This window comes from Mycolicibacterium sp. XJ1819, assembly GCF_053483675.1.
On the sequence record NZ_JBEFST010000023.1, the window covers coordinates 35,421 to 48,866 of the forward strand.

General features: G+C 70.0%; 7 protein-coding genes. 2 read left to right on the forward strand and 5 right to left on the reverse strand.

The window, feature by feature from the left end; genetic code table 11:
• Nucleotides 1-7: 7 nt before the first annotated feature.
• A complete protein-coding gene (locus ABQE89_RS22580; RefSeq protein ID WP_448420806.1) occupies nt 8-3,538 on the reverse strand; it encodes a non-ribosomal peptide synthetase in 3,531 nt (1,176 codons plus the stop codon).
• 104 nt (nt 3,539-3,642) lie between these two features.
• On the opposite strand from ABQE89_RS22580, the gene ABQE89_RS22585 reads away from it, so the two are divergent.
• Both ABQE89_RS22585 and ABQE89_RS22590 read left to right on the forward strand, forming a co-directional pair.
• Nucleotides 3,643-5,316 carry a (2,3-dihydroxybenzoyl)adenylate synthase gene (locus ABQE89_RS22585; RefSeq protein ID WP_448420808.1) on the forward strand — a complete coding sequence of 558 codons (1,674 nt, stop codon included), beginning with the start codon at nt 3,643-3,645 and terminating at the stop codon, nt 5,314-5,316.
• Between the two features lie 10 nt (nt 5,317-5,326).
• A complete protein-coding gene (locus tag ABQE89_RS22590) occupies nt 5,327-5,776 on the forward strand; it encodes an SRPBCC family protein (protein ID WP_448420810.1) in 450 nt (149 codons plus the stop codon).
• A 154-nt stretch (nt 5,777-5,930) separates the two neighbouring features.
• Here ABQE89_RS22590 and ABQE89_RS22595 read toward each other — a convergent pair whose 3' ends face one another.
• The 4 genes from ABQE89_RS22595 to ABQE89_RS22610 all read right to left on the reverse strand — a co-directional run bounded on the left by ABQE89_RS22595 (nt 5,931) and on the right by ABQE89_RS22610 (nt 13,442).
• Entirely contained in the window at nt 5,931-6,293 is a 363-nt protein-coding gene (locus ABQE89_RS22595; protein ID WP_448420812.1) for a cupin domain-containing protein, read from the reverse strand.
• Nucleotides 6,294-6,355: 62 nt separating this feature from the next.
• Nucleotides 6,356-6,769 carry a PaaI family thioesterase gene (locus ABQE89_RS22600; RefSeq protein WP_448420814.1) on the reverse strand — a complete coding sequence of 138 codons (414 nt, stop codon included), beginning with the start codon at nt 6,767-6,769 and terminating at the stop codon, nt 6,356-6,358.
• Nucleotides 6,770-6,899: 130 nt separating this feature from the next.
• Complete coding sequence (locus ABQE89_RS22605) at nt 6,900-7,889, reverse strand: YVTN family beta-propeller repeat protein (protein WP_448420816.1); 990 nt, start codon at nt 7,887-7,889, stop codon at nt 6,900-6,902.
• A 420-nt stretch (nt 7,890-8,309) separates the two neighbouring features.
• Nucleotides 8,310-13,442: a type I polyketide synthase gene (locus ABQE89_RS22610; RefSeq protein ID WP_448420818.1), complete on the reverse strand. Its 5,133-nt coding sequence runs from the start codon at nt 13,440-13,442 to the stop codon at nt 8,310-8,312.
• Between the last annotated feature and the right edge of the window lie 4 nt (nt 13,443-13,446).

Genomic DNA, 13,446 nt, shown 5'->3' on the forward strand with positions numbered 1-13,446 from the left:
CCGCCGGTCAGGCCTCCGCCGGCCCCGCCGAGATCGACGTAACGGCGCGGCCGTCTCGCACTTCTTCGCCCGTTTGTCCGTTTCGGCGTAGTTCGGAGAGGACGTCGGCGCTGTCCATCTGGGCCACCTCCAGGTAGACCTCGGCCACCGCGTCCAGGCGTTCGCTGTCGGACTCGCGACTCGCCAGCCGTTCGGCGAGCGCCGCCACGCAGCGGGTGGCGAACATGTCGGTGACCACCGCGGTCGGGGTGTCGAGCCAGTCGCGCACGCAGGCGATCACCTGGGTGGCGAGCACCGAATCGCCTCCCAGGGCGAAGAAGTCGTCGTCGACGCCGACGCCGTCGGGCGCGGTGTTGCCCAGGACGTCGGCGACGATCGCGGCCAGCGCCGACTCCAGCGGCGTCGACGGCGCACGGTAAGCATCGGCGACGGGCACGTCGGCCTCGGCCAACTGCCGGGCGGCCGCGGCGCGGTCGATCTTGCCGTTGACGGTGAACGGAATCCGGTCGGTCACCACGATGACCGTCGGAATCATGTGCGCCGGAACCAGTTCGGTCATCGCGGCGGCGACGGCCGGCGAATCGACTTCAGGCGTCTCGGCGCGCACCAGCGCGGCGAGGATGTCGCGTTCGCCAGGGACGACGGCCGCGACCGCCGCGTCGACACCGGGGACCCGTTTGAGCGCGGCCTCCACCTCACCCAATTCGATCCGGTAGCCGCTGATCTTGACGCGGTCATCGATGCGGCCGACGAACTCCAGGCAGCCGTCGGGTAGGTACCGCACCAGATCTCCGGTGCGGTACCAGGTTCGGCCATCGTGCTCGACGAACTTCTCGGCGGTCAGGTCGGGTCTGCCGCGGTAGCCGCGGGCGATGCCCCGCCCGGAGAACCACAGTTCACCGGGCACCCAGTCCGGGCAGTCGGAGCCGTCGGCGGCCACCACACGGCAGGCGTTGTTGGGAAACGGTGCGCCGTAGGGCACCGAAGTCCAGTGCGGCGGCAGGTCGTCGACCTCACAGAGCGTGCCGTGCACCGCGGTCTCGGTGGCGCCGCCGAGACCGGCCGCACGCACATTCGGTGCCGAGTCCCGAAGGCGCCGAACGAGTTCGGGCCGCACCCAGTCGCCGCCGAGAAGCACCGTGCGCAATGTCGACAGCCGCGCGCCACCGACTTCCAGCAGCATGTCCAGCCATCCCGGCATCCAGTTCAGGAAGGTCACGCGGTGCTGCTCGATCAGCGCGGCCCAGGTGTCGGGGGCACGCCGGTCGGCCTCGTCGACGACGACCACCGTACCGCCGACCCGAAGAATCGCGAAGATCTCCAGCACCGACATGTCGGCCTCCAGCGAGGCCAGCGCAAGGCTACGGTCGGTGGCGGCAAGGCCGAACCGGGCGCTGACGAACTCGATGGTGTTCATCACCGCGTCGTGGGTCAACTCGACGCCCTTGGGTTCGCCGGTGGACCCGGAGGTGAACAGTACGTAGGCCAACGACTGCGGGTCCACAGGTTCGGGCGCGGCGGCGCTGTCACCGCGCGATGCGTCGGCGACGGTGAGCGTCGGCACCACCGCCGCTGCGGGCACCTCACCCCCGCACTGCAGGACCGCGGCCACCCCGCTGGACTGCAGGATGCGCGCGGTCCGTTCGGCGGGCTGGCCCGCGCCGATCGGCAGGTACGCCGCTCCGGCGGCCAGGATGCCGAGCACCGCGGGAATCTGCTCGGCGCACTTCGGACCGATCAGCGCGACCAGGTCGCCGGGGCGAACACCGTTGCGGCGCAATGTGTCCGCGATGGCCAGCGCCCGCTCACGCAATTGGCCGTAGGTGAGTGTGCCCTCGGTGTCGATCAGCGCGCACGCCTCGGGGGTGGCCGCCGCGGCGTGAAAGAACCCGTCGTGGATCGCCTCCCCGCTCGGCGCCGCGGTGATGCTGTTGGAGGCGTCGCGAACGGCGCACTGAGCGTCGGGCAGTGCGGGCGGATCGGGCCTGTCCCACGCCGCGTCGTCGCTGGCAAGCCTGCTCAGTTCGGCGATGTGGTAGGCGAACATCGCCTCGGGCACGCCCGGTCGGATCGCGTCCACGCGCACGTCCCAGTTGATCATCAGGCCCTCGGTCAGCGGGGTGGCCTGGGCGTCGATGAGCACCTGGGGGCCCTGCGAGATCGTCCACACCGGGGCGCCGAACTGCTCGGTGACCTCGCCGGCGAACAGGTCGCCGAGACCCAGCGCGCTGGTGTACACGATCGGGGCGAGCGTCTGGTGGCCGCGGTGGCGGCCGAGATCGCGCAGCACCGACAGGCCCGAGTAGCTGGAGTGGCGAGCGGTTTTGTGCAATGTCTCCTGCACGGCGCGGGCACGTTGGGCCGCGGTGCGGGTCTGGGTGAGGTCGATGTCGAGCATCAGCGACGAGGTGAAGCAGCCGACCAGTTTCTCGACGTCGGGGTGGAACGGTTCGCGGCCGAACATCGGCAGGTTGAGTAGAAACCTCGACCCGGTCGACCATTTCGCGAGCGCGTTGGCGTAGCTGGCGGCGACCGCCATCGCGGGGGTGACGCCGCGACGGTGAGCGGCGGCGAACAGCGCGTCACGGGTCGCGACGTCGTAGACGTGCCACAGCCGCACGCTGCGGCGGGGATCGTCCTGTTCGGCCGCCGGGACCAGCGGCAGCGCAGGCGATTCGGGTAGCTCGGGGATCCGCTCGGCCCACCACCGCCGGTCCTCCTCGGATGGTCCGGGATCCGCCGCGGTCAACGCCGTCCGGTACTGGCGGTAGGTGTAGCCGAGGTCGGGTAGTTGTCCGCCGCGGTAGAACACCGCCAGATCCGCCATGAACTTGCGGTAACTCACCGCGTCGGCGGCGTTCATGTCCATGTCGACGTGCAGCCGGGTGCGGCCGTCGGGGCGAAGGGACAGGCTCAGTTCCAGCACGTCACCGTCGAGCAGTTGATGGGACTTCTGACCGCGGATGGTCTGCAACCGCTGCTCGGCGGTGTCGGCGTCGAGTTCCCGCAGATCGTAGACGGTGACCGGCAGGCCGCGGTCGCCGATGCGCTGGGTGCCGTCGGGAAGGATCTCGACTCGCAGCATCGGATGACGGGCAACGAGTTTGGCGGCTGCCGCGCGTAACCGTTCGGGGTCGACGCCCGCGCCGTCGAACTCCACGTACAGATGGGCCGCCACTCCGCCGAGTTGCTGATCGTCGTTGCGCCCCAGCCACATTGCGTGCTGCATCGGGGCCAACGGGAACGGTGTGTCGTCATCGCCCGGGTCGGCGGCGTGCGCGGACTCTGCGGTGTGCGCGCCGGCAGACCCGTCGGCCACCAAGGCGGCCCACGCCGCGACGGTCGGCGACTCCGCCAGTGCGGCGAAGTTGATGTCGATGCCCTGCTTTCGCCACCGACCCGAGAGCGACATCATGCGGATCGAGTCGAGGCCAGAGGCGATCAGGTCGGCATCCGGGTCGATGTCGTCGGGGCGCACGCCGAGCAGTTCGGCAACCTCGGCGCGGACGGTTTCGGCGCTCGTCCCACCAGCACCCACGTCGATCCTCCAAACATTAGTACAGGCTGCCCTAACTAACGCGGAGGACGCTACCTTATTCTCGACGCACCGGACACACCTACCCGACAGGGGCGACATCACCGATGAGCACCGGATTCGAGCCTGCCCAACGCGACATCAGTGACCTGACCACAGGTTTCGTGCCGTTCCCCGCCGAGCGGGCCGCGGAATACCGCCGCGCCGGCTATTGGAGCGACCGTCCGCTCGACTCGATCCTCGGCGATGCCGCCGCGTGGTGGCCCGAGCGCGACGCGGTGATCGACGCGCAGGCCACCTACACGTTCGCAGAATTGGACGCCCGCGCCGACCGCATCGCCGCCGCGCTGGCCGATCGGGGCATCCGCCCGGGTGACCGGGTGCTGCTGCAACTGCCGAACACGTGTGGGTTCGCGGTCGCGTTGTTCGGGCTGCTGCGGGCAGGCGCCGTGCCGGTGATGTGCCTGCCGGGCCACCGCGCCGCCGAACTGAGTCACTTCGCCGCGGTGAGCGGAGCAGTCGCCCTGGTCATTCCCGACATTCTCGCCGGCTTCGACCACCGGACGATGGCACAGGATCTGCTCGCCGACAATCCGCAGTTGCGGCACGTGTTCGTCGACGGCGACCCTGGGCCGTTCCAACCCTGGTCGGAGCTGGGCGATTTCGACGGCGCGGCGCTTGAGCGCGCACCGGTCGACCCGGACGGGCCGGCCCTGTTGCTGGTGTCGGGCGGGACCACCGGGCTACCGAAGCTGATCGCCCGCACCCACAACGACTACGTGTACAACGCCGTCACCAGCGCCCAGGAGTGCAAGCTGACCGGTGACGACGTGTATCTCGTGGTGCTGCCCGCCGGGCACAACTTCCCACTGGCCTGTCCCGGGTTGTTGGGGTCGATGACCGTCGGCGCCGCCTGCGTGTTCACCAACGACCCCAGCCCCGAGTCGGCCTTTGCGCTGATCGACCGGCACAAGGTCACCGTCACCGCGCTGGTCAACGCGCTGGCCAAGATGTGGACGCAGGCCTGCGAATGGGAACCAGTGCTGCCCAAGACGCTTCGCCTGGTGCAAGTGGGCGGATCCCGGATGACCGCCGAGGAGGCCCGCTACATCTTCGACGGGCTCACCCCGGGACTGCAGCAGATCTTCGGCATGGCCGAGGGCATGCTGAATTTCACCCGACCCGGCGACCCGGTCGAGGTGGTGGTCAACACGCAGGGCCGGCCGATGTCACCGCACGACGAGATGCGGGTGGTCGACGACTCGGGCGCCGAGGTCGGGCCGGGCGAAGAGGGCGAGTTGTTGGTGCGCGGGCCCTACACCCTCAACGGCTACTACCGCGCCGACGAGGCGAATGCTCGCTCGTTCAGCCCCGACGGCTTCTACCGCACCGGCGATCGGGTGCGGATCTTCGCCGACGGTCCGCGGGCCGGCTACGTCGAGGTCACCGGCCGTATCAAGGACGTCATCCACCGCGGTGGTGAGACGGTGTCGGCGTCGGATCTGGAGGAGCATCTGTTCGCGCATCCGGCGGTTTACGCCGCCGCGGCCGTGGCGCTGCCCGATGAGTACCTGGGCGAGAAGATCTGTGCTGCTGTGGTTTTCAGGGGGGCGCCGATATCGCTGGCCGAGCTCAACCAGTTCCTCGACGCGCGCGGGGTGTCCGCGCACTGCCGGCCGGACGTGCTCGCGCCGATGCCGACGCTGCCCAAGACCGCGGTCGGCAAAGTGGACAAGAAGAAGGTCGTCGGGCAGCTGACAGGCGCCGACGCGGGGGCCTAGCATTCCTCGCATGGTCACGATCCATGTGGAGCGCACGATCGGAGCGTCACCGGACCTGGTCTTCCATTGGCTCGCCGACCCCGCCAACCTGACTTCCGGTCCGTTGGTTCTGCGGGCAGGATGGGCGAAGACCTCCCCTGGGGTCGGCGTCGGCGCAGTCCGAGAAGTCACCGCCGTGGGGGTGTGGTTCCGCGAGGAGATCACCGCCTACGACCCACCGCGAAGCTACTCGTATCGGATTGTTCGGTCCCTGCCGTCGTTCGACCATGACGGCGGCGCCATTACCGTGACCCCGACAGCGGGCGGCACACACGTGAATTGGGTGTCCACCTATAAGCACCCGATTTGGGTCGGCGGAAAAGCACTGCAGGCTGTCACATCCCGCTTGCTGCGGTGGAACTTCCGCGTGATCCTCGACGGTTGCGCGAGTGCTCTAGAGAGCCAGGGCGCGCTCGAGTAGAGCACCTCAGCGGAGGTGGCGCAGCCCTTCGGTCACGTGATCGCCCCACTCCAGGGAGGCTTTCCTACGCGCGAGGCGCGTTGCAAATTCTGGCGCCACGCCGCCGAACCTCGCCATGATGCGAATGGGAGTTCGGCCGGGCCGCTCCCGAGGGTCAGCGGCCAGCACCGGTGAGGTGATCGAGCACCGGCTTGATGCGCTCGGTGGGAGAGAAATCGACGTACTCGCAGTCCGTAATCGCCTCGGGTGCATGCCCCGCAGCCCAGTAGAACGCGTCTCCGGCGGTATAGGTGTGCTGTCCCTCCCGGGTGTGCATGCACAGTTGGCCGCTGAGCATGTAGCCCCAGTGCGGACACTGACAGAGGTCGTCGTCGAGTCCCATCAGGGCCGGCCGCAGATCGGTTCCGGCCGCCAACCGGACCCACGCGATCGACAACTCCCCCACCTGCTGGCTGCGGAAGTCCACGCCCCCGCCCGCCACCACCGCGGGGATGTCGTCGTGTGTGAATCGCTTCATGTTGCCCCCCCCCCGACGTTCGCTGCCAAGCCTAGAACTTGTCCGCACCGCGACGCGCCAAATCAGCGAGATCGCCAGCGTTTCCACACCGCATGGCCCGAGGCGCGGATCTTGTCGTCGTAGATCAGCTCGGCGTCGCAGACGATCTCGGCTCCGGTGGATTGGACGATGACGGCGCGGAGCTCCACCGGGGTGTCCAGCGGGCTGGGCCGCAAATACCGGACATCGATGCCCGCTGTCACGAAGGGCAGCAGTGCCCCGGGCGGAGGATCCCATCCCTGCAGCGAGGCCTCGTTCATGACGCCGGCGGCCGAGTGGCAGTCGAGCAGGGTCGCGATGATGCCGCCGTTGAGAAAGCCCAAGCCGTTGTCGTGCTCGGCCCATGGCGCGAAGGTCGCGGTGACGTACCCGTCGGCGACGTAACTCTTGAGTTGAAGCCCGCGAGGGTTGGCCGGTCCGCAACCGAAACAGGTCATGGTCGGGAAGAGTCGGTCCTGAACAGATGTCGCCCCCACAAGCAGTCAGTATCTGCGAAGCGGCGCTCCACGACGTGAGGTTTCGCCCAGATGGCACCCGTGAACAACTATCGGTCGCCCCGACACGCGCTCATCGGTGCCCCGGGTGGTGCGACTGCGGTGGGCCACTGGAGTCCTCGTCGGCCACGGTTCCCGGTGCGGGAAGGTTCAGCTCGGTGGCCGGGGCACCGGGCGCGGGTGGCCGGGGTGCGAAGCTGATGCCGTTGGGACCCAACCCGACCGGGATCGTGGCCGACGCCGTCTGGTCGCCCAGGTCGACGACCGAGACACTGTTGTCGTAGCTGTTGGTGACCCAGGCCAGGTTGCCTGCGTGGTCGATCACCACACCGTGCGGCCCGGCGCCGGTCGCGACGGTGGCGCGCACGTTCATCGTCCTGGTGTCGATCAGCGATACCGCATGCCCCGGGGCGTCCGGAGTGCCTTGGTCGGCCGAGACCACCGTCGCGTCATCGGGTGTGAGGTACACCTGTACCGGCGGCGCAGACACCGCGACGCTGCCAACCACCTTGCGTGCGCTTAGGTCGACCTTCACCACCGCCGCGGGCTCGGTGAGACCGGTGTAGACGTAGCGTCCGTCAGCGGTGACCGCTACCTGAGCCGGCCCAGCGCCCACCGGCACCGAGAACTGCAATTGGTCTGTCTGGCTGTCGATCACATCCAGTGCGCCGCTCATGTGGTTGGCGACGACGATGACCGAGCCGTCGGCGGCTGCGCGCAGGCCGTGTGGCATCCCGCCCAATTCGATCTGCCCCAGCGGCTGCAGACTTTGGCGCTCAAACACCGACACGGTGCCGTCGTCGGAATTGGCCACATAGACCTTGCCGTTGGGGGCCTCGATCACATGCGCCGGGTGATGCCCAGTCTGGGCCGTCGCCCGAACCTCATACGTCTCGGCGTCGATGGCCACCACCGTGTCGGTACCCACGCTGGTCGCGTACACCGTGGCCGCGTCTTGTCCCACTTGGACGTTGTGCGGCGCCTGAATCCCGGTCAGCGTGGTCACCACCGTGTTGGCCGCCGTATCCAGGACCGTCAGGCTGTTTCCGGTCTCGTCGGCCACCCAAACCGAGCCCGTGACACCGGTCGATTCCTGCGCGGTGCGATCGGTTGGGGTCTGCCCGGCAGTCTCGGTTTGCGCGCCGGAGCAGCCCACGAGCGCCACAGCCAGTAGCGCGGCCGAGAGGCCGGCGACAATCCTCGCCGACGCCGATGCGGGAAGCCACCCGCGCCGCCGCGGTCGAATGTCAGATGAGGTCGAAGCGTCAACCGGAAACATGGCCCGACCATACCCCCCGCCGGTATTCTCACCCGTGCAACCGAGATGGACGAGCAGCTCGGCCGCCGACGTGAGGCGGAACGCCTAGCACCCTCGAAGGTGCATGTGACCCGAGCCGGCGGCGAGATGATCGAAGCTGTGACAACGCCCTCTTCTCCGCGTCAGGCTGCCGCGCAATGTCGGTGGAAAGCCGGTGACACTGGGTCAGGACACTTCGGCCGCGCCGACAGACACCTCTGCGGGACTGAGCAGCTCAGCGATCCGGGCAGACACCGCGGCCGCGGTCGGGTACTCCCACAGCAGCGTGGGCGGTAACGAAAGTCCGGTCTGCTTTTCCAGGTGACGTAGCAGGCCCACGGTCATGATCGAGTCGACGCCGATCTCCACCAGCGGCAGCGTGGTGTCGACATCGGCCTCCGGCAATCCGAGTTGATCCGCGACCGCGCTGACCACGTGCTCGGCCACCCGCTGCGGGTCCAGTCTGCCGTCCTCGTCGAATAGCGCCATCGACGCCGCGCCTCCCGCCGCCGCCTCGACAGCCTCGGCCGGCGCCACCTCGGCGAACATCGGCACCGCCGCCGCCTCCGGAAGCAACGGCAGCACAACGACATTCGCGTCGTCGGTGCGCATGACCAGATCCAGCGCACGGGTGGCTTCGTCGGGGCCGATGGTGTTCATGCCCAGCGCCTCCAGTTGCGCCGCGACGAAGCCCGACGTCGAGCCCATGCCCATTCCCCGCCACGCCGTCCACGCCACGCTCACCGTGCGGTCGCCGAGGCGTCGGCGGTGCCTCGCCATCACGTCCAGGAACGAGTTCGCGCACGCGTAGGCCCCTTGCCCCGGGAAACCCGCCAGATAACCGCACGACGAGAACAGCACCATCCAGTCCAACTGTCCCGGCGGGAACACCTCGTGCAGCACCAACGTGCCATCCACCTTCGGGTGCATCGCGGCGGTGAAATCCTCGGCGGTCGTATCAACCAGTAGCGCACCGGCTTCCACGCCCGCGGCATGAAGGACGCCGCGCACCGGCGGCAGGTCGCGCAAGGCCTCGCGCAGCTTGTCCGCGGCGCCGGGCGCGCCGATGTCGACGGCCGCGACGCGCACCCACACCCCTCGCTCCTCGAGCGCGGTGACCGTCCGGATCAATTCCGAATCGCCGCCTTCGCGCCACCGTGACCGGTCCGGCATGCCGGAACGTGACAGCAGCACCAGTCGCCGCGCGCCGAGATCGGCGAGGCGTTGCGCCATCCGCAGGCCGAGCGCCCCGGTGCCACCGGTGACGACGTAGGTGCCGCCCGCCGAGCACTGCAACGGCGTGCCGGATCCGGGGGCCGCCATGGTCAGACGGGCACCCAGGGCGACGCCGTCGCGCATCACCACCACCGGTTCACCCCGAAGGGACAGCGCCCCGACCGGTAGGCGGTCGTCGGCCACGTCGAGCACACCGGCGAACACGTCGGGGTGTTCGGCGGCGGCCACCCTCGCCAGTCCCCACAGCGGCGCGTGCACCACCTCGGTACCTTCATGAACCCCGCGGGTCAGCACCCACATCCGCGCGGGTACACCGTGATCCAACAGGTGGCGCAGCGTCCGCATGACAAGGGCCACTGATTGCCGCGGTGTCCCGGCGGGGTCGGGCAGCACCAGCACCACCGCGTCACGGTCGAGCGCGGCCGAGGCCGTGGAAATCTCGTCCGGATCGGCACACCTCGCGTGCGGGACGTCGGCCGCAGCGAGGTCCCGGCTGACGAACTCCACAGTCGAGGCGTCGCCGCCGACGACGAGCACCGCGCTGGGCGGGTCATCGCGCCACGGTATGGGATGCCAGGCCACCTGCTGAACCATCCGTGAAATATCGGTGCCGGCAGGGTTTTCGAGTTCTTCGAACGTCATGCCGGTGAGCTCGGCACGCACCCCGCCGGATTCGTCGGCGATCAGGACGTCGGTGGTCGTGCCCACTCGGCGTTGCACGTGCAGGACGGCGATGGCGGGTGGCCCGCCGGAGACCTGGACGCGTTCGATGCCGGCGGGCATCCGCAGCCGCGGCGGCCCGTCGAACACCGTGGAGGCCGCCGACGTGGCGGCGTCGAGCAGCGAGGCCCAGGTGACCGGCACCGAGCCTGTCGCGTCGGCGGCCACCCTGGCCACCAATTCGCCTTCGCTCCTGCGCAGTTCGAGGATCTTCCAGTCGAATCCCATCGCGGCCACGCCCAGTTTCGCCAGGGTGTCCACGACGTGGTTCGTGGGCAGCGCTTCACCGCAGCGCTCGCGTACGCGGGAGGCGTCGAAGAGCCGGCCCCGCAGATCCGCGGTGTCGTCGGCCACCGCGCTGCTGTGGGTCAGCCACCCGCCGTCCTCGGTGGGGCCGTCGTCGAGCAGTCGCGACGACAGCGTCAGGCCGCGGTCCTGCAACACCACCTGCACATCGCGCGTCCGGCCGGGAGCGACGGGTGTGCGCAGCCGGACGTCGGCCAGACCGCAGCCCGCGGCCGCCGCCAGGAAAGTGTTCAAAATGACCGCTGCGGGCACGATTTCGGTGCCCTGCACCGGATGGTCACCCGGGTAGGGCCGGGTGCTCATGTCCAGCCGCGTCTGCCACATGCGCGTGGTGACGGCGCCGGTCACCTCCGTACACCCGCCGAGCAGCGTGTGGGAGTCGGCGTCGTGCACGCCGCTGCCGCCCGGCGGCGGGGTTGGTGTGTGCCAGAACCTTCGGTGCTGCCACTGCGTCCCCGGAAGATCTGCCGCCCACGGCGCGGACGCCGCCAGCCCGGAGTCGACGGGTGCCCCGTGGCAGTGCAGGGTGGCCAGCGCGGTGGCCACCGAGTGCAGTTCGGGACGGTCGCGGCGTAACAGTGGGACCGCGGCGTGCTCGTCGATGTCGGCGTGCCGCAGCGTCTCGACGATCGAGTGCGCGACCACCGGATGCGCGGACACCTCGAGGAACAACCGGTGCCCGTCCTCGGCGGCGGCGGCGACCGCCTCGGCGAAGCGCACCCGGCCGCGCAGGTTCACCGGCCAGTAGCGGTGATCTCGGGCGGCGTCAGATCGTGGGTCGGCGAGTGCGGTTGTGTACAACGGTACTTCGGCCGGCCGCCCGGCGGGCAGCCCCTCGGTGAGGCGCGCGAGTTCAGCGGTGAGGCCGTCCATCGCCGGGCTGTGGAACGCGACGTCGGTGTTGACCCGGCGCACCATCACGCCCTCGTCGGCCCAGCTTCGGCAGATCTCGTCGACCGCGGCGGCGTCTCCGGACACCACCGTCGACACCGGTGAGGCGCTGATGGCGGCGACCACATCGGTGCGGCCCCGCAGCCGTCGTTCGGTCTCGGCGAACGTCAACCGCACCAGCGCCATCGCGCCGTGGCCCATAACCGAGCGGAATCCGCGAGCGCGGTAGCAGGCCACCGCGGCGCCCACGGTGAGGTCGAAGACGCCCGCGGAGACGCATGCGGCGACCTCGCCCACCGAGTGCCCGATCACCGCGGCCGGCCGCACGCCACGCTGGCGAAGCACCGCCGCGAGGCCGGCCTGCATGGCGAACGTCAGCGCCTGCACGCGGTCGGTGCCGCCGAGTTCGCCGGCCGCCAACGCCTCGCGCGCACGGAATCCCAACTCGGCGGAGAACACCGGATCGATCTCGTCGATCACCGCGGCGAAAGCCGGTTCCCGGACCAGCAATTCGCGGCCCATGCCCGCCCACTGCGAGCCGTGACCGGAGAACACCCAGACCGGGCCGTCACTCGCCCGTGGCAGCACCGATCCGGTCACCAGGGCCGGGTCGGGCACGTCGTCGGCCACCGCGGTCAGCCCGGCCACCACGGCCTCGACGTCCTGGGCCACCACGGCCGCCCTGACCGGTTCGTGTGAGCGCCGCAGCCACATCGTCGCCGCCACCCGGTCCAGCCGATGTTCGCCGGTGCGCAGCCGCTCGGCCAACGCCCGGGCCTGAACGCGCAGCCGAGCACTGGACCGCGCGGAGAGCGGAACCACCGTCGGGGCCACAGCATCTGCGGTGTCGGCGGAAGCGGCCGGCAGCGGCGCCTCCTCGAGCAGGATGTGCGCGATGGTGCCGCCGTAGCCGTAGCTGCAGACCGCCGCGCGCCGGGGTGCGCCGTGGCTCCGCTGCCACGGCTCAACCTCGGTGGGCACCCGCAGACCGCTGTTGTCCCAGTCGACGGCCGGGGTGAGCTTCTGCACGCCGGCGGTCGGTGGGATCGCCTGGTGGTGAAGCGCCAGCGTGGCCTTGATGAGACCGACCACGCCCGCGCCGCCCTCGAGGTGGCCGACGTTGGGCTTGACCGACCCGATGCGGCACGGCGCGTCCTTCGGACGGTCGATCCCGTAGACCGACGCCAGCGCCCGCACCTCGGTGGGATCGCCGGCCGGGGTGCCGGTGCCGTGTGCCTCGATGAAGTCGACGGTGGCCGGGGCGATGCCCGCCGATTCGCAGGCGCGCCGGAACATGTCGGCCTGGGCGTCGCCGTTGGGCGACATGATGCCGACGGTGCGCCCGTCTTGGGCCACGGCCCCGCCGCGCACCACCGCCAGCACCCGGTCACCGTCGCGCAGCGCGTCGGGGAGGCGCTTGAGCACCACCACGCCGGCCCCTTCGCCGCGGCCGTACCCGTCGGCGGCGGCGTCGAAGGTCTTGCACCGCCCGTCGGGGGCGGTGGCGCCCGCCTCGTCGAGCACCCGGGTCAGACCGGGGCCGATCAGCGCGCTGACCCCGCCGGCCAGCGCCAGCGAGGTCTCCCCCCCGCGCAGCATCTGGCAGGCCTGATGGACCGCGACCAACGACGCCGCGCACGCGGCGTCCAGCGCGACGCTGGGCCCGCGCAGATCGAGCAGGTGCGATACCCGGTTGGCGATGCCGCACAGTGACGTGCCGATCCCGGTCCAGGCTTCGATGCCGGGTAGGTCCTCCATGATCAGCTTGCCGTAGTCGTCGGAGTTGACGCCCATGAGCACCGCGGTGTCACTGCCCGCCAGCGACCTCGGCGACACGCCCGCGTGCTCCAGCGCTTCCCAGCTGACCTCCAGCGCGAGGCGCTGCTGCGGATCCATCAGTTCGGCTTCGCGCGGAGAGACCCCGAAGAACTCCGCGTCGAACCCGGCCAGGTCGTCGAGAAACGTTCCGCGGCGGGTGATTTCCTTCAGCACGGCGGCATTGCGTGGGTCCCGGCGCAGATACGGCTCCCAGCGCTCGGGCGGTACATCGCGCACGTCGCTGCGCCCGTCGAGCAGAAACCTCCAGAACTGCGCGGGGTCGGTCACACTGCCGGCGAGGCGGCAACCGATGCCGACGATCGCGACAGGTTCGGCAGGAGATGCCACGTCA